This is a genomic window from Mycobacterium sp. (assembly GCF_965230835.1).
Lineage (GTDB): Bacteria > Actinomycetota > Actinomycetes > Mycobacteriales > Mycobacteriaceae > Mycobacterium.
Genome location: NZ_CBDDLW010000002.1, coordinates 4,028,436 through 4,047,677 on the forward strand (window position 1 = coordinate 4,028,436; position 19,242 = coordinate 4,047,677).

Annotated in this window: 8 protein-coding genes; 1 reads left to right on the forward strand and 7 read right to left on the reverse strand. The window is 60.3% G+C overall.

Annotated elements, in window-relative coordinates; genetic code table 11:
* The 7 genes from ACO07W_RS18675 to fabD are packed head-to-tail and all read right to left on the reverse strand — an operon-like array spanning position 1 to position 6,245.
* Positions 1-747, reverse strand: a complete 747-nt coding sequence (locus ACO07W_RS18675; RefSeq protein ID WP_421845174.1) for a polyketide synthase — start codon at positions 745-747, stop codon at positions 1-3.
* Complete coding sequence (locus tag ACO07W_RS18680; protein ID WP_421845175.1) at positions 744-1,514, reverse strand: enoyl-CoA hydratase-related protein; 771 nt, start codon at positions 1,512-1,514, stop codon at positions 744-746. Before ACO07W_RS18680 ends, ACO07W_RS18675 begins: the two co-directional genes overlap by 4 nt.
* 4 nt (positions 1,515-1,518) lie before the next feature.
* A complete protein-coding gene (locus ACO07W_RS18685) occupies positions 1,519-2,751 on the reverse strand; it encodes a hydroxymethylglutaryl-CoA synthase family protein (protein WP_421845176.1) in 1,233 nt (410 codons plus the stop codon).
* A 5-nt stretch (positions 2,752-2,756) separates the two neighbouring features.
* On the reverse strand, positions 2,757-4,037 hold the full coding sequence (locus tag ACO07W_RS18690; RefSeq protein ID WP_421845177.1) for a beta-ketoacyl synthase N-terminal-like domain-containing protein: 1,281 nt from the start codon (positions 4,035-4,037) through the stop codon (positions 2,757-2,759).
* Complete coding sequence (locus tag ACO07W_RS18695; protein WP_421845178.1) at positions 4,037-4,309, reverse strand: phosphopantetheine-binding protein; 273 nt, start codon at positions 4,307-4,309, stop codon at positions 4,037-4,039. The genes ACO07W_RS18690 and ACO07W_RS18695 overlap by 1 nt, the downstream gene beginning before the upstream one ends.
* Positions 4,309-5,379: an acyltransferase domain-containing protein gene (locus ACO07W_RS18700; RefSeq protein WP_421845180.1), complete on the reverse strand. Its 1,071-nt coding sequence runs from the start codon at positions 5,377-5,379 to the stop codon at positions 4,309-4,311. The genes ACO07W_RS18695 and ACO07W_RS18700 overlap by 1 nt, the downstream gene beginning before the upstream one ends.
* Positions 5,376-6,245, reverse strand: a complete 870-nt coding sequence (fabD, locus tag ACO07W_RS18705; RefSeq protein WP_421845181.1) for an ACP S-malonyltransferase — start codon at positions 6,243-6,245, stop codon at positions 5,376-5,378. Before fabD ends, ACO07W_RS18700 begins: the two co-directional genes overlap by 4 nt.
* Before the next feature lie 1,033 nt (positions 6,246-7,278).
* Here fabD and ACO07W_RS18710 point away from each other — a divergent pair.
* Complete coding sequence (locus tag ACO07W_RS18710; protein WP_421846099.1) at positions 7,279-19,149, forward strand: SDR family NAD(P)-dependent oxidoreductase; 11,871 nt, start codon at positions 7,279-7,281, stop codon at positions 19,147-19,149.
* Positions 19,150-19,242 lie beyond the last annotated feature (93 nt).

A 19,242-nucleotide genomic window follows, 5' to 3' on the forward strand; every position in this document is an offset into this window, starting at 1 on the left:
CTAGTTTCCAAAGAACGTCTCGATTCTCTCCCGGACTTCCGGCTGTGTGAACGTCACTTCATGCATAGCCAGTTCACGCTCAACCACACTCGGGAGCACCTCCCGGATAGGTCCGGCCAACTGCTTCTTGAGCTCGATGAGCGCCACTCTGGGCTTGTCAGCCAGCTCTCTTGCCAGCGCCAGAGCAGTGGGGATCACCTTTTCTCGAGGCATAATGCGCGCGTTCACCCCGCGCTCGCGTAGCTCACCGCCGTGATATCCGTTGGCGCTGTACAGCATCTCCGCAGCGATTAACTCGCCGAACTTCCGCGCGAGGATGTACGTAGCGCCCATGCCGGGCGTGAATCCGTAGCGCATGAAGTTCGCGCTATAAATCGACTCCTCCGCCATCACCAGTATGTCCCCGAAGGCGCCGAAGGCCAGGCCACCGCCAATCGCGTGGCCCTGTATCGCCGAAATCACCGGTAAATGGCAGGTCAAGAGCAGATCGAAAAACATGCCATCGGTGAACTTTACGTTTCCCTTAGTAAGTGTCAGAAGTTCGTTCTTCGTTCCACCGCAGCAGAAGTAACTATCGTAGCCGTGAATGACGACCGCCCTGAGGGATGAGTCCTTGCTGATTTCGGCAAAAACCCGACGAATTCCCTCCACAAATTCACGGGAGAAGGTATTCCGAGAGTTGCGGTCTTCCATAACCACAACGCCAATGCCAGGTTCCGGGCGCTCGAGCCGAATAACGTCACTCATCGCGGACTCCACGGAAAATAGCCCTCTTCCACAAATTGACGAATATTGTTCCGCACCCTCGGTTCATTCATTAACCTTGTTATCTGCCCTACCGCCAACCCCTCCATCTCCGCATTGATAATCCACATCTTGCGGAAGTATGCCTTGAGATCGGCAACGGTCTGACTGTCTAAACGCGCCAGCCGCGGGAGCATCCGCTGGACCACACCAGCGAGGTCGCCGGAGACCTCGTCGACAAGGTGCCTAGCTTTCGCTTCGTCTGCTGTAATGGGCCACGTGGAAAGGGACATCCAATACGCTGCCTGAAATCCGGTCCGGCGAATCAGGTAGGGTGCTACACAGGCCGGCAGCAATCCCCATAGTGCCTCCGACAAACTAAATGTCGAATTGGGTGTGGCCACCGCATAGTCGCTCGCCGCGACAAAACCTATACCACCAGCATTGACCTTACCGTCGATGCATGCGATAACCGTCTTCGGCAACAACGAGAGGCGGTTGAGCAAGCTCATGAATGCTTCCGCTTTCTTGGCCTCACCAACTTCTGAGTTTCCACTTGCGGCTTCCTCGAAATCCATCCCCGTGCAAAAGAAGCCCGAATATCCAGCCAGCACAACCACCCGGCACTTCGGATCCGCTTCGATCCGATCAAGTGCGGCGCCGAGCTCCTCAAGTAATAGTCCGTTGATGCTGTTCTGTCGCTGCGGGCGATCAATAGTAATTGTGCGCGTCACTCCAGACTCCCCGACCCGGACCGTTGATTTGGTCATGCCATCAACTCCACACATACTTTCGGTGGAAATTTCGAATTTCGTCTAAGACCAGCAGTCCACCGCCAACGAATTGATCATCGTAGATCGCCTGGTAACCGGAGCGGTCCACTCGACGGTCTTTTACCCCAAATGGCCAGGCCGCAGTTTCATCCAGCAGGCTGTCGTATTCGGCCATCGTGAGCTCGTAGCGGCTGCTCAATTGCTGGTCCAGCCGAGCCGATGCTGCTTCGGCGGCTCCGAAAGGCATGGTGCAGCCGCTGAAAAATTCCGCCGAACAACCTGACCCGTACGCATAACACCCCACCCGGTGCGGGCTGCTTTTTTCTACCGAATCAAGGATGCCGCACAGGGCCAGAAATATCGTCGCGGAGTAGATATTTCCAACTTCGACGCAATATCGCAATCCTGGACTAACGCGCCTAGAAAAATCACTTTCCGTCACGTCATTCCCGGCGCGTTTGAGCTTCCTCATCATCATCCGATGCGCGCCCTTGACCATCCCAGCGAATGGGGTGTGGAAAATCAAGTAATCGAAGGTGTCGACAAAGTCTGCGCCTTCCACGCGCGCTGCGTATTGATCAAAAGCCATCTCGAGGCAGTCGAGGTAGGACATTAGTGACAGGTCGGGGTCGCCGGTCTCGATTTCAGGCGTCGGGCGGCAAGTATCCATCACTTCGTAACCCCAATATCCATTAGCGCCGAAATCCAGCTCGAAGATGCGCGGATTTTCTCCGACCAGCAAGGCGACCGCTCCAGTGCCCTGGGAGGGTTCGGCGTAGGTGAGCTTTGCTGCAGCGCGGGCGGTGTCCGTCGCGACCACCAACGCCTTGGCCCCCGGCGACGCGCCAGATCCGACAAAATTTGCCGCCATCTGTAGCGCCGCAGTTCCGCCATAGCAGGCCTGTTTCACTTCGAACAACCGACAGCGCCGATTAAGCCCAAGATAGTGGTGGATGTAGGTGCTGAGTGATTTTCCGAAGTCGACACCGGACTCCGATGAGGTAATCAGCATCTCGATCCGATCGCGCTCTGCGGGTGCGAGGCGGTCAACCACCGCTTTTGCCGCGTTAACGCCGTTGGTCACCGGATCTTCGCACGGCAGGTTGACGGCCTTGCGCTCCATCATCAGATTGCCAAAGCGCGCCAGGTCGAGGCAGCGCTGCTGAAACAACGTGCGAACATCCAGATAGAGCCGTCCGCCGTATGCGTTGATGTCCTCAATACCAACTCGCATGCTGCTTACTGCCTCCCATACGGATAGTGACCATCGGGATGCGACAGGATGACGCTGCTGTTGATCCCCCCGAAGCCAAAAGAGTTTGAAATGACGTTGCGGACCTGTGCCTGGACCGCCTGCGAGCCGGCGAACCGGAGTTGCGCACCGACCGGGCAATCAAGGTTGCGATTGGGATGTACGAAACCATCGCGGATCTGTAAGGCGCACGCCGCGGCTTCTACTAGTCCGGCGGAAGTGAGGCAATGGCCGACAAGCGATTTTGTGGAGTTGACCCAGGGCCCTGATTCCCCGAAGGCATCTCCGATAGCCTGGCATTCCACCGCATCGCCTTGTCGGGAACCGCTTCCGTGAGCGTTGACCATATCGATGTCCTCCGGCGTCAGCGCTGCCCGTTCGAGTGCCCGCATCATCGCTCTGCGCTCGCCTTCGGCGTCACTGGCGGGCAGATGCGACCCACTCAGCAGTAACGACGCTCCGCTCAAAACCGCCCACGCTGACGCACCTCGGGCAACAGCGGCTTCCGCTGTCTCGAGCACAACGCAAGCAGCACCCTCGCCAGCGACGAAGCCGGTGCTGGCCTTGTCGAAGGGGCGGTAGAGCTTCTGAGGATCGGTTGAGCACGTCGCCGGCGCCATTGCGCCTATGTTCAAATAGGCTTGTCGCTCTAGGCTAGATAGTTCCTGGGAGACACCGCACACGAGCACTCGATCGACCTCGCCCGAACGCAGCAGCTGCAACGCGGTCCACAGTGCGGCATTGCCACTGGCCGATGACGCTCCTATATTCAGCCCGAATCCCAAAATCCCCAAGAGCTCACTGATTTGACTCATGGCATGGGTATCGAGTGAGAGAAAGGCGTGGCGCGGCGAAAGGTACTCCGGCCGTTGCTCGTATTGCCATGCGCCGTCCGCCTGATACTGCTTGTTGATGTTGTTTCCGGCAGCCACCAGGCCGGTTCTTTCGGGTTCACCAGCTACCTCCTCCCCAATCGCATCGAGCCAGGCTTCAATAGCCGCGGCAGCGCTGATACGGGCAGACTGCGTCGATCGACGCCAAAGGCTCTTCGCCCTGCTCCGAAGGCCCTTCGGGCAGCCGGGCAGTGCGGCAATAAAGGCAACGGGATCGAAATCATCGAGGCGTGCGGCCGCAAACGCCGACGGGTCTTCGTACATGCGGATGCCGCACGATCCTCGCCGAAGGCCCTCAGCGAAGCGGTCCGCCCCCGCACCGATCGACGTCACAACGCCCAGACCAGTGATCAGATTGCGCGCACCTATCGGCATCAGCAATTTCCCTGATGAGTCCTCAGGACTTCTACCAGGCCTGCAAGATTCGAAATCCCGGCGAATTCGGCCATCGGAATCTGCAGGTCCAGAGCCGCCATCGCGCCCATCGAGACGTCCAATCGATCAACGGAATTTGCACCGAGATCGGACAGCGCGGCATCGTGCTGAACGGAGCTCGGATCGATGTCCGGAAGGACCTGGAGAACCACTGAGCGCACGACGGCGAAGACTTCGTCGCTACCCGTCGTTCCGGTTCGTTCTGTCGTCATCAGGATGCTCCTAGCGCAGCGCCGTTCCGACGCAGTCCATCTGTGCCTGCGCCGTCGCTAGATTGCGGTGTTCCTGCCCGAACGGAGTCATGAGCTGTTCCGACGCAGTCCATCCGTGCCTGCGCCGCCGCTAGATTGCGGTGTTCCTGCCCGAACGGAGTCATGATCATCAGCGCTTCGGACGCAGGGTTGAGGCCGCCGTTGTGTCGCACAAACCCCGCAAGCGTTCCGGACGGACCAATGTCAACGTAGAGCTTCGGACCGGTCGACTCGAGCGCGGCCAGAGCCTTGCCGAACTCAATTGTGGCCCGGGTGATTCCGTGCGGGAGGCCGGTAGGCAGCTCATGTATCACGCGCGCTGCGGAGCAGGATACTACCGGGGTTTTGATGGACCCTAGCCGAAAACCAGCCATCAACTCGCTCAGCGACTCGTCCGCCGCGTGGAGCGCGGCGGAGTGAAACGGGTGCGAGACGGGAAGTACTGCTGATCCGATTTCATGGGCAGTCAACCAGTCTTTCGCATTGTGGACTGACTCGACCGGACCGGTGACCACGAAATGTCTTGGTGCATTGACGGCAGCCAACTCGAGTTCCGGGAACAATCCAACCAATTTCGGAAAAATCTCCGGCGTGTCAAGCACCGCCAGCATCGCACCTGCCTCAGGCAGGGATTGCACCGCGTCCGCGTGGTGCATTAGTGCGATAATGCAATCACGCCAATCCAACGCACCCGACGTAGCCAACGCTACAAATTCACCCAAGCTATAACCGAGCACATAATCGGGCTCATAGCCGCGCGAACGCAATAAACGGTCGAGTGCGTACTGTACTGCAAATAGTGCAGGATGGGTGAAGCGAGTCTCGTTGAACACGTCGAATTGCGAGCCGCGATAGTCATAAACAACGTTTGCTATCGGGCGACATGTCCACCTCAACGCATAATTGCTAATCTCATCAAACGTCTCGCGGAAAACAGGTTCGCAGCTATATAGCGCTCGCCCCATCGCGAAGTATTGGCTGCCTTGTCCAGAATACATCCAGACGACTGGAAGACTATTCGCTGAGCTCATACCTGCGCTCCTATCCTAATTTTCCTAATTTCTCGAATCAAATCGGTCAAGACACGGCCCGGACCGCACTCGGTAAATTCCGTGGCGCCCCGATCTAGCATGTACTCGATACACTCGCGCCATCGGACGGGAGAGCAAATCTGCTGCCAGAGCAGATCATGAATCGCAGCATCGTTGTATGGTTCGGCGGTGATGTTAGACATCACGGAAAAGCGCAACGGCTGAAACTCCACGGGGTCGATGAAGCGTCGGAAGGCCTCGGCCGCCGGACGCATTGCACGTGAATGATGGAATGCCGCGCTGGTTTTCAACTCGACGCAATGACGAGCGCCCGCGGCGAGCAGGGGTTCGCTGGCCGCACGCACTGCGTCGAGCGGTCCGGAAATGACGAGCTGAGAAGGTGAGTTGTCATTGACAACTTCCACCTCGTTCAGACCCTGTTGGGCCAGGGCGGTTCGGACGAGTTGCACCTTGAGCCCAATGACCGCAGCCATTCCGCCGCCTCGGGCTTGAGCCATCAACGCGCCCCGCTTTCTCACAAGCCTGAGCCCTGTTGCAAAATCAAATGCGCCCGCAGCATACAGAGCTGCATAAGCACCCAGGCTGCTTCCCGCCACGGCATCTGGTGGAGGATGACCCTTTCGCTGGCGGTCCATGTAGGTGAGAGCGGATACAACGTACAGTGCAGGCTGCGTGTATTCCGTTTCCATCAAATTGTTTTCGGGATCGTCCATGCAGAGCCGGCGTATGGAATATCCCAAGATGTCGTCCGCTTGCTCGACTTCCCGCGGGAAGTGATCCCACAGATCCGCTCCCATACCGACGACCTGTGAGCCCTGTCCTGGAAATACGGTAACCCTGTACATCTAGTGATCTCCCCACCTGGGTGGTTCGGAGTCTTCGCCAGCCGCGGCAAGTGATGACTTGCCGGCGGGCAATGAGTCAGGCGAACCCCGCCATGCCCTCACATCTGCTGATCCGTTGTCTACCAAGATATCTAAACAACAGCACCACCTCGCCTCAGTTGATGCCATCCCGACGCCTATTGGGCTTCGCAGTGACATGATCGGCTAGCTCATTCATTGCAACTCCGACGAGGCCGCCGGACTCGCACTCACCGGCGCTACGGCGCGCCCACTTGGTCTCTTCAACGAAGCTCTTGACATATCAGTTAGTCCAAAGCCTTTCGGCGAGAAGCCGAAGCCTGGCGCCCGGTGCTCCGTTACCTGCCGCGACGAAGGTACTACCGGGTACGGGACGCTGACCCGAAAGCTTGATTCAACGTTCACCCGCAAGTTTGATTCTACGCCTGAGGGTACACCGCGACCGCATGCTAGGAGCTGGCAGCAAACGCGCCTGCGGCCGTCATCGCGGTGATTCATTTTCTAGCAACGTATTTGAACAGCAACACCCCCTCGCCTGAGTTGATGCCATGCCGACTAGTGCTCTAGGCGAACCCTAGTCCACACCGACTTCATCGGAACACGCGCGAGCATGATCTGAAACCGAGAAGTCCTGTGAACACCCTGAAAGTTACCGCCTAGGTTCATTTTTCGACCGCGGGATGATCCAGGTTGTCCATGTGCTGAGGAACGCACGCGACTGACACCAGCCAACCCTCAGCGGTGCAGTAAGGCGACTATCGTCGTGCGCTAGCTCCAACGCCGGACTAGCCGGAACCTCGACTGACCACTCAGCACGGTCCGCGTTTCCCAAGCAGATCGACAGACTTCAAGCATTGCTTCGCACAGCCTCGTCAGCTACTCATCAGAGTTATCTACTGCCATCAGACGGCAACTGGCCTCCTGGCTCCGTGACTACGATGCGGGGCAAGACGGCGAGCGAGAAGCCGAGAAGTGGGGCGGGAGGGGTGTTTTGAGCAACGACGTGAAGAGTTCGGTGCGACAACTGGTCGACCTTGTTCGAGCAGGGACAGTCGCGCCTACCGTCGCGGAACCGCTTCTGAGAGCTGTTGCGGGACGGCCGGAGCAGGGGACCGCAGAGCCGGTTGAAATCGCTGTTATCGGCATCGCTGGTGTCTTCCCTGGTGCTTCTGATGTGACCGGCTACTGGGAAATGCTTCGCTGGGGTCGCGACGCAGTTGCTGAAATTCCTCGGCAGCGCTGGGATTGGCGTCAATTCTTCTCAACAAAGCAGGAGAAAGACAGAACTTACTCGAGGTGGGCGGGTCTACTCGACGACCTAGAATCGTTTGACGCTGCCTTTTTCAATATCTCGCCTCGCGAGGCCGCCATGATGGATCCTCAGCAACGGCTTTTCTTGAAGACGGCGTGGCATGCGCTAGAGGATGGTGGATACGGCGAGGGAAGTGCGCGGAACCGCTGTGCCGTATTTGCAGGCTGCAAGCGGGGCGACTACCAGAAATTGCTGGGCGACGCGGCGCGGACCGTCTACGGCAGTATTGGCTGCGATGCGGCGATACTTTCCGCCCGCATCTCCTACCTGCTGGACCTGGCTGGTCCGGCAATCACAGTCGACACGGCCTGCTCCTCGGCGCTCACGGCAGTTGCGCTGGCCTGCGAAAGCCTGCAGGCGGGACTGTGCGATGTGGCCCTGGCGGGCGGGGTTTCGGCCTTGTGCACGCCCGAATTGCATATCTCGCTTTCGCAGAGCGGCATGCTTTCGCCCACGGGTCGCTGTCGAGTCTTCGACGCCGGAGCCGACGGCTTCGTACCCGCCGAAGGTGTCGGAGCGGTGCTGCTCAAGCCACTCGAAAAGGCGGTGGCTAATCGCGATCACGTCTATGCGGTGATCGAGGCGTGGGGCCTTAATCAGGATGGCCGGTCGAACGGCATTACAGCTCCGAGTGGCAGGGCGCAGGCGGCGCTGCTGCATGACGTCTACCGACGCTTCGGGGTGCGGCCTCAAACAATTGGTCGCGTCGAAACGCACGGCACCGGAACGCGGCTCGGAGATCCGATTGAGATCGAAGCACTCTCGGACGTGTTTCGGAAATTCACCGATCAACAGCAGTTCTGCGTAGTCGGCTCGGCGAAGAGCAATGTCGGACACACGCTCGCGGCGGCGGGTATCGCCGGACTCCTGAGTGCGATCGGCTGCGTTCACCTCGGTGAGCACTTCCCGTCGCTTCACTATCGGGAGCCAAATCAGCTGCTGCGACTGGATGAGACACCTTTCTGGGTGGCGACCGAGAAGGTGCGATGGGAGCCGCCGAACGGCCAATCGAGGCGGGCCGCCGTCAGTTCGTTCGGATTTAGCGGCACGAACGCGCACGTGGTGATTCGCCAGGCTCCGCCGACCAAGCCCGCGTTGGACTTCTTGGAGCCGTGGATATTTCCGTTGTCAGCGCGAACTTCGGCGGCTCTTGCAGAGTTGAAAGTGTCTATGGCGGACTGGGTTGGGGACGAGCACCCACCTTTGCAAGACTTGTCCTTCACGCTGATGCGCGGGAGAGGCTTCCACGAGATTCGAGAAGCGTTTGTTGCATCTTCGCACCGGGAGTTGCGAGACGCCCTGTGCGGCCGGCTGACCCAGCAGCTGCCGCAGGAGGCGCGACGCTGGATAGACGGAGATGAAGCTGCTCTTGTGGAAACTCATCGGGAGCTGAGAAGGCAAGGTTCGCATCGGCTAGCCGCACCTGGCTATGTATTCCAAGAGCGACGATTTTGGCCTCAGACCGAGAATGGGGAACCGAGCGCGGAGGCGACCATCGCGGCTGTCTCATTGCCGCTTGCACTCGATGATCCGGTGTTGTGCGACCACGTCATACTCGGACAGCCGATGGCACCTGCGGTCGTATCGCTCTGTCTCGCGCTGCGCGCCTATGGTTGGGCAGTTACTGATGGTGCGGTATGCCTGCGCAATCTGGTCTGGATGAGGCCGGTCGTGGCCGGCGCGGACGGCGTCGAATTGTCCTTGCGGCGTGAGACTTCGAAAGAAGCCAGCGACCACTTCATTGTCGAGAGCCGTGACGGCGTGCACATGGAGGGCAGCATCGCCGACTGCGGACATGATCAGAAGGTCAGCCGAGTAGACCTCGACGAGATAAAGAGTCGGCTCTCTGCACCACTCAGTGGTGATGAGGTCTATGGCCAGTTCCACAGTATCGGGTTTGTATACGGGCCAGCACTCCGGGGAATCGATGAAATGTGGTGCGGCGAAGATCAGGCCCTCGTGCGGCTCAGGCGGACTGAAGTGCGCGGTGCAGCAACCGAATTGCCGATTTCAGTAGGACTGCTGGATGGCTGTCTGCAAGCGTTGCGCGGATTAAGGGTGGACGATGTGGATTGGCCGCCAGTGCCGTTTTCGCTGGGCCAGTTTGCGATTTACGGAAATCTCGAATCCGGGTGCTATGCCTTTGTGCGGCTGATAGATCGGGGTGCGAGCTGGTTGCAGTTTGATGCCGATTTGTTGGCGGCTGACGGCAGTAGCGTGGGAATGCTGCAGAAGCTCACGGTCCGCCCATTGCAAAGCGGGTTGAGGCCGCTGGCGGATTCCATTGAACACATGCTGATTCAAGGGCTTGCACGCCAGACGGGGCTGTCGGCGAACGAGATAAACCTGGGTCGCAATTTTGCCGACTACGGAATCGACTCGTTAATGGCGCTAAATATCACCCGTGAGCTGGAAGCTACGTTCGGAGAGCTACCAAAGACGCTGTTTTTTGAGTTCAATTCTGTGGAATCTTTGGCCGCGCATCTTCGTAAGTGTTTTCCAGACGCCGCGGTTGAGTCTCCGGCAGCTTCCGGTGCGGCCCCGCTCTCTTCGCCAGCCGTGGGTTCTCGCTCATCCGCTGCGGTGCTTCCCGGGTGCTCATCCTTGCCTGCGGCGCCGATTGAATCGTCTGCCACGCCCGCCTCGCCGTCAGGCGGCGAGCCGATTGCGATCGTCGGTATCGCGGGGCGCTTCCCCGATGCGGAGAATCTCGAAGAGTTCTGGGGAAACCTGCGGGCGGGGCGCGATTCAATCCGCGAAATCCCACCGGAACGTTGGGACTGCACCCGCTACTACGATCCCAGACCCGGCCAGCCCGGGAAGAGTCGGTCACGTTGGGGCGGATTCCTCGAGGGCGTGGACATGTTCGATCCCTTGCTTTTTCGCATTTCGCCGCGCGAAGCCGAGGTGATGGACCCGCAGGAGCGATTGTTCTTGGAGACCGTTTGGGAAACCGTGGAGAACGCCGGGTACGCGCCCCACGAAGTAGCCGGGCAGGTCATTGGGGTGTACGCCGGTGCGATGTATACCCACTACCAGTTGTTTGGTGCAGAGGCAGGCGCGAACGGCTCGCCATCCGCGTTGACGTCATCCCAGGCGGCGATTGCGAACCGGGTCTCGTATTTCTTTGACCTGAGGGGGCCAAGCATTGGCCTAGACACGATGTGCTCATCCGCCCTTACAGCTATCCACATGGCTTGTACCGCGCTGTCTAGCGGTGAGATTGAAGCCGCTCTTGCGGGTGGGGTCAACCTGACACTTCATCCGCAGAAGTATTTGCTGCTCAGTCAGGCGAACGCGGTGTCGAGCGACGGGAGGTGCCGCAGCTTCGGGGCGGGCGGTGACGGCTACGTGCCTGGAGAAGGTGTAGGCGCGGTAATGCTCAAAACGCTCAGCAAAGCGTTGGCCGACGGTGACACGGTGCATGGGGTGATACGCGGTTCGGCACTCAACCATGGCGGACTTGCCAACGGCTTCACTGTCCCCAACGTACCGGCGCAGGTGGACGTCATTCGTAAGTGCTTGCAGCGGGCGGGGGTCAAGCCGGAGCAGGTGAGTTACCTGGAGGCCCACGGTACGGGGACAGCTTTGGGCGACCCGATCGAGCTGGCTGCTTTGCAACAGGTGTTCGGCGCGAGCGATTCGCGTTCGACTCCATGCTCTCTGGGGTCGGTGAAATCGAATATCGGTCACCTAGAATCCGCAGCGGGCATCGCCGGCACCGCGAAGGTGCTGTTGCAGATGAAGTATCACCAATTAGTCGCGTCGCTGCACGCCGAAACTATCAATCCGAATCTGAGCTTTGATCCTAGGCTCTTTCATCTACAGCGTGAAAACGCGGTTTGGAAGACGCCCGATAAATCACTCCGGATTGCGGGCGTGAGTTCATTCGGAGCTGGCGGAGCGAATGCCCACGTCCTACTCGAAGAATTCCGCCCAGAGGCGCTTCCGGATATACCAGGCCCCCAGGTGTTGCCCTTGTCGGCGCGATCACGCGAGTTGCTGCGCGCTCTGTGCGAGCGGATGGCACAGTTTGCGGAATCGCCGGCCGCAAAGCCGCGCCTCGCGGACGTGGCCTACACCCTGCAGACCGGGCGGAAAGCCTGGGATCAGCGGATGGCAGTGACAGCCTCGTCATTCGACGAATGGGCTCGCGTGCTGGAGGCCTGGTTGAACGGCCAGCCAAGCCAGGTGAGTTCTGCGCACGCGGAGCTCGCCGCGCGCTGGGTCGGGGGTGAGGACATTGACTTCAGTGCGGCGCGCACGGCGGGCGGCTACCGGAGGGTGCCGCTGCCGGCGGGCGGATTCCTACGGGAGCGCTGCTGGGCACCGGGAGCCGACGCGGGTAAGGCGACAGAAGCGGTCGCGATGAATTCCTCTCCGGAAGTGGCTTGCACCAACCAAGCCAACGTCGACCCGACATGGTTAGACGATCACGTCGTCCAGGGCATGAGCGTGCTTCCCGCTGCCGCTTTCCTGGCGCTGGTTCAGGCGGCCGATGGCGTTGACGAGGGGTTCAGCCTGCACACCGTGCGGTGGCTCCGGCCCGTGGTCTTTGGCGCCAAGCATCACCGCGTTGAGCTTGCCCGCAAGGGGCAGAAATGGACGCTGCGTCACGATGAGCTCGAAGCGGCCGTCGCAACGGCGGGCAGGCTTCCTGCTGAACCCGCACCGCGGGTCGAGATATCGTCGGTGCGGGCGCGGTTGCCAGAATCTCTTGACACGATCCGGCACTACGGTGAGTGCGAGCGGTCCGGGCTGAGCTATGGGCCCACTTTCCGGGTCCTCGACGAAATCCGGCTCGGTCGTGGAGAAGTTCTTGCGGTATTGGGCTATCGGGGGAGTGGCTCGCCGGCGCCGTTGGAGCCGGCACTGATCGATGGTGGGCTGCAGGCAGTGGCCGCTATTCCCGGCCTATGGAGCGGTAAGCCACCCCCATTGCCGGCGGGACTGGAAACGCTGGCGGTGTACCGGCGGCTCCCGGCCCGGGTGGTCGTATACGCACACGCGGTGGCTGGCTCCGACTGCACATTTGACGTCGACTATTGCTCGCTCGATGGCGAAGTGTGTGTGCGACTTTCAGGGCTACGGGTTGTTGCGAGCCTCGTACAGAAAACAGGTGACGGTCTGAGCGGGCTCGAATCGCGCGACGAGTTGGTTTACTTTGTACCCGATTTGGATCTAGATCGCGGTGAGCCCAACCCTCCGAGTCCGTTCATCGTCTGCGGCGATATCGAGAGCGAGTACGCGAACTTGCGCCAGTCGGCCGCGCTGATCGTGGGACATCCGGTGGACATGGATGACGCGCGGCGTCTGGTATCGAGCTGGCAGAACAATGAATTGTCTTATGCACCAGTGGTATTCATCGTACCCGAAGGTGGAACTGGTGCATTGCAACTCTTTCGGCTGGTGCGGGCACTGCTCGAGACCCGACCCACGCACAAGCGAGAGGTCCTGTACTTTCACCCGGCTGGTACAGCGGGCCCCGATCCGGCCAACTCCGCGGTCGGCGGCCTGGCACGAACCGTTGCCAGCGAAAACCCCAACCTCCGGTGTCGGGTCGTCGAGTACCCACCCGGTGTTTTGGCGCCGACGATTGAACGCGAACTCGCGGTCACAGGGCCGCAGAACTGCGACGTCATCTACCGGAATGATCAACGGTGGGTGCGAAGCTTCAGCCAACTAACCGAAGCCGCGCCAAGCTGCGCCAGCTTGCAGCACCGCGGCGTCTACCTCATCACGGGCGGTAAGGGCGGGATCGGACTCGCCGTGGCCGAGCACTTGGCTAGAAAATACGCCGCAAGACTCATCTTGGTGGGGCGCAGCGAGAACGCAGCCGCCCGTGCGGTTATCGAGAGGCTGCGCACGCTCGGGGTAGAGATCCTCAGTCTGCAGGCCGATGTCACCATCGCTCATGAGTTAGCTGAAGTAGTACGACAGGCCGTGGCGCGATTCGGGCGACTCAACGGTGTTATTCACTCAGCAGGCGTAATTCGGGACGGCTTCTTACTTTTGAAAGAGGAGCAGACCTTCGAAGCCGTGGCGGCACCCAAGATCCAAGGCGTTCGTAACCTATTCAGCGCGCTTGAGGGTGTAGAGACCGACTTCGTGGCGCTGTTCTCTTCACTCGCGGCGGTAGCTGGGAACAGTGGACAGAGCGACTACGCGTACGCCAACGCTTATCTGGACCACTGGGCGGAGCGCTGGCGTGGCGGGACACACGTCGTTTCCATTAACTGGCCCTACTGGTCAGACGGCGGAATGAAGATTAACGCACACGTTCAGGAGAAGGTGCGCGAGGCCACGGGCATGTCTCCGCTGCCGAACGATAAGGGAATGGAGGCGCTCGAATACGCGCTCGCTTGTGGCATGCGCAACATCGCGGTCGCGTACGGGAACCACGATAGATTGCTTGCGTGCTTTGGTGATTCGGCGCGAAGCAAGAGTCGTCCGTCGGTGGATAGCGACCTTGGCGTTCGCCAGCGGGCAGCGGCCGTCGTGGGTCGTATTCTCAAACTTGCGCCAGAGAGAATCGACGCAGATGTGCCGTTGACCGAATTTGGCCTGGACTCGGTCGCGGCTCTGGAAATCGCGCGAGCACTCGCGGACGAATTCGGGCCTCAGCCGGACACGATCTTGTTTGAATATCCAACGGTTGACGCATTGGCCACACACCTAGAAGAAAGTGTGTCCACCTCGTTAGCTGCCGACGAGCAGAGTGGTTCCAGAAATACCGCTAACTCCGGTGATATCGCAATTGTGGGGATCGCCGGGCGCTATCCTGGCGCGGACTCGCTGGAGGATCTTTGGGATCTGCTGGCCGCGGGCCGCGACAGCGTGACAGAAATCCCGGCGGACCGCTGGAATTATCACGAATGGCAGCACACGCGATGCCGGTGGGGCAGCTTCTTGGCCGACTACGACCGGTTCGATGCTTTGTTCTTCGGCATCACCCGGCGCGAGGCAGCTCTGGTGGACCCGCATGAGCGGATCTTCCTTGAGGTCGCTTGGCATGCTCTGGAGAGTGCAGGGCTGACACGAAAGTCGTTGGCAGGAAAGCCGGTTGGTGTCTTCGCGGGAGTGATGTGGAGCCAATACCAGCTCTACGGCCATGACGCGCTCAAAGAAGGGCAGCCCATTCCGGCATCATCATTTTCCTCGATCGCCAACCGCTTGTCATACTTCTGCGATTTTCACGGACCAAGCCTCGCTGTCGATACGATGTGCTCCTCCTCACTGACAGCAATTCATCTGGCAGTACAAAGCTTGCTTCGCGGGGAAAGCAGGGTCGCCCTGGCCGGTGGGGTGAATCTCACGCTGCACCCGCACAAGTACGTCTTGCTAAGCCAGGGTGACTTTGTTTCGCCGACTGGCCGCTGCCGCAGCTTCGGGCCGGACGCGGATGGTTACGTTCCGGGCGAAGGCGCCGGGGTGGTGGTGCTAAAACGGCTCGACGAAGCGCTCGCGGACAACGACCCTATCTGGGCGGTGATCAAAGCCTCGGCCGTTAATCACGGCGGGCGTAGCGCTGGCTATAGCGTTCCGAATCCGCAGTCACAGGCGACCCTGTTGAAGGAGAGTTGGCGCCTCGCAGGTGCGCGACCGCCGAGCTATGTGGAGGCGCACGGCACGGGTACCGCGCTGGGCGATCCATTGGAAGTAGCCGGAATTCGTGAGGCGATGCGCTCGATGGGGCACCACGATGAATGCCGCATCGGGTCGATCAAGTCGAATCTCGGCCATCTCGAAGCCGCGGCAGGGATCGCGGGCTTGACCAAAGTGCTGCTGCAGATGGAGCACGGCGAGCTCGTTCCAAGCTTGTATGCGGACCCGTGCAGTAGGCGCTTGGATTTCGGCGGGTTGCCGTTGGCCATTCAAACGAAAAATGAGACGTGGCCGCGGCAGGGCGATGCGCCACGGCGAGCTGGACTGAGTTCGTTCGGTGCGGGTGGCTCGAATGGACATCTGGTGATCGAGGAATATGTCGATCCCATACCGTCTTCGAGCACGTCAGACACCCGCGCGGTCGTGCTTTCGGCGCGAACTCCCGAGTCGCTGCAGTTGATGGCCGGCACGCTTGAGACGTTCTTGGGTCGGCTGGAAAAAGAGTTCGATGATGTTTGCTGGACGCTTCAACAAGGCAGGGAAGCGTGGGAAGAACGCGCAGCATTTCTGGCCAGCAATAACGATGAGCTGCGGGCCGGGCTGCGGGAGTTGTCAGCCACTGGCACGGTGTCCGGTGGATTCCGGGCGCGCGCCCAACGGGGTCGCGAGGGACCGGCAAGCTCGAATGTGGCAGAGGCCGCGCGCGCCTGGGTCGAGGGGGGTCAGATCGACTGGCGGATGACCTGGGCAGGCGCCGACGGCCGGCGGGTGGCCCTTCCTGGCTATCGGTTCGCGCACGACCGGCATTGGTTTTCATCGAATAGCGACACGGCCTTGCCGAGGGCGGAGCGCTCGTCTGCACCGACCCGGCAGAACCATCGCCGGATCCTCGATCTGGTCGCCCACATAGCCGGTCTTCTGCATGACGAGATTGATACCGCAGCCACGTTCGCCGATCTCGGACTCACTTCGGTACTTCAGCGTGAAGTGATCGGTGAACTGGAGAAGACGTTCGGAAATTTGTCCGTCACCCTGTTGTGGGAATACCCGACCGTCACAGAATTGGCCGGCTATCTCGACGACCTTGGTCAACCGGGGCCTCCTGAGACCCAGTCGCGGCCGGTTGAACTGCCGGGCACGGCGGCACTTCCCCGAACAGGCGACGACTGGGGTGCCGTGCCGATCGCTGTCGTTGGGGTGCATGGACGCTATCCGGGAGCGGCGAACCTGGACGAATTCTGGACCCGGCTGCACAGAGGTGATAGTGCGATCGGACCGATTCCGGATGGCCGTTGGCCGCGCGGAACCTACGAGGAGCTCACTTGCCAGGTAGGGGCATTCCTCGACGAGGTGGACAGCTTCGATCCTTACCTTTTCGGAATCACGCCAGCAGAGGCGGCGTTGATCAACCCAGAAGACCGTTTGCTGCTCGAAAGTGCTTGGGCCTGCTTGGAAGACGCCGGATATGCGCGCGCGAGTTGGGCCGGACGGCCGGTGGGCGTGTTCGTCGGCGCGACAACGAACACATACCCGTTCGTCGTCAACGACTCCGCGCAGGCGTCTGCCGAGGCGGCCGTACCCGACACTGCCACGTACGCGCTGGCCAACCGGATTTCGTACACGATGGACTGGACGGGGCCGAGCCTGGTGCTCGACACTGCGTGTTCTTCAGCACTGGTAGCCATTCATCTCGCCTGCGAAAGCATCCGCCGCGGAGAGTGTGAGGCAGCGTTGGCCGCGGCAATAAATCTGTACTTGCGTCCGGTGAAGTACGCGCGGATGAGCCAGGGAAATCTGGTTGCTCGGAAAGTACCGGAGGGTGTATTCGACGCGTCAGCCCAGGGTTTTGTACCTGGTGAAGGCGTCGGCTCGGTTTTGTTGAAGCCGCTGGATGCAGCGTTGCGCGACGGCGACACCATCCGCGGTGTAATACGTGCGACCACTGCTCGCCACAAGGGACGCAGCAACGGATTCTTTGCCCCCGCCGCGGGTGCGCAGAAGGCCCTTGTCGATGAGGTCTTGCAGCAGGCGAAGCTGGGCGCCTCGGAGGTCGGATATCTGGAGCTCCAAGCGACGGGAACACCCGGTGTGGACGCGATGGAGATCAACGCTCTGAAGTCATTTTCTGGGGCAGCGATTGGTACCGCCAAGCCGATTATCGGGCATCTTGAAGCAGCCTCGGGTATGGCAGCGATGACCAAGGTACTTCTCCAGTTCCAGCACAACGAGATTCCGGGTGTATCCCTGGCGCCGGAAGCTCATTCGGAAGTTCGGCTCGAAGGGCTTCGCGCCCCGCAGCTGGGAGAGTACTGGACGACGCAACATGGAGCGAAGCGACGCGCGCTCATCGGTTCGTTCGGTGCCGGCGGCGTAAATGCGTACCTGGTTGTGGAGGAGCCACCCAGCCGTGAGTTATCGCCGGCCGATCACCGTCCACAGCTCGTGGTGCTGTCGGCAAAGACCCCAGAGCGGCTGTGGGAGCTGGAAAACAATGTGCGGGAATTCGTACAGCGACATCCTGAAGTCCGGCTCGACCACCTTGCCTGGACTCTACAAAGCGGCCGTGAGCACCTTTCCGAACGGTCGGCAGCAGTCGTGCGAGATACCGACGAACTGTGCGCGGTACTTGGCCAGGGGCGGCTGGACCGTGCCCGACTACGCCGCGCCGGCGCGGGAAGCGCGGTAGCTGCCGACAGCCCCGACGCGGCAAAGCAGCATTGGCTACAAGGTGATAAGCCGGACTGGTCGGTACTGCACAGCGGTGCGAAACCGTGGCGTATTCCACTGCCGCACTATCCATTTGAAAAGGTTCGATGCTGGATAGACCCAGCCGCTGAAGACCAGGTAACGGTAGCCACCTACTACGACACCGTGGCATCGGGCCCCGGTGCGGAAGTACCCATGCTGACGTTCGCACCTTTTCCGGAAAAAGTTCCCGGCTTCGAATGGCTTCGCGCGATGGCGGATTGGGGAGCCGCTGCCGACATGACCGAGCTGATGCGACGCCGACAGCTGCAGATGCGCGAAGTGGCATTCCGCAATCTGGATTGGACTCGGGTGACCCGCATGCTCGACATCGGGTGTGGACTCGGTGCGGATTTGGTGCGCATCCTGCAGGAGCATCCGCAGGTCGAAGCTGACGGTTACACCATCTCTGCCGCCCAAGCCGACAGCTGTAGACATACCTTGGAACGGGCCGGTCTTGCCGAACGTGCTCGCATTCACCACGCTGACAGCGCAGCTGGCGCGTTTCCGGGACGATACGACCTGATCTTCGGATTCGAGGTTACGTTTCACATCCGCGATAAGGCGGCGCTGTTCGGCAACGTTGCTTCGCATTTAAACGAGGCCGGCAAGGTCATCCTCATCGATACCGTCGCGACTACCGTGACGCCGCTGCACCTCGCCCACCTGGGTCAGTTTACGAGCAATGAAGCCGAATGGTCGCGAGTGCTGGCCGAGCAGCGCCTGCGGCTGGTGGACGCCGTTGATCTCAGTACGGAAGTAGCGAACTTCCTGCACGATCCTGATTTCGACACGCATCTAAAGGAGCTGAGCGCAGCTGCGGATCGCTTCAGAAGGACGGAGGCAGAACACCGCGGTTGGCAGCAGTTCGGCTCGATGCTGGCTGAAGGCCTCGCACGGTACATGATCCTTGAGATCGCTCCAGCTGGCGAAACTCCGCTCCAGGAATTAGAACAGCAGAATCTGAGTGCGATCACCGCGCCGTCGAGCTACTCTGCCGTGCTCGCCACCGACGACAGTGACGCCAGCCTCGGGCAAGTTGTGGCTATTGCGAGCGAAACGTTGCAGATGCCTGCCGACCGACTTGACGTCGATCAGCCGTTTCAGGAATACGGTGTTGGTTCGCTCGCCGGGATACGGTTATTGGAATCGATCAATCGACGACTGGGTGCGCGGCTAGAACCCCCCCCTGTTGTATGCCGCCCCGACGTTACGGGCGCTTAGCCGCCACGTGGACCCATCGGCAGAGTTCGACGGGCCATCGCCAGCAGCCGGTGCGGTAGCAACACAGCCCTCGGAATGCGGCAGCTTCGAGGA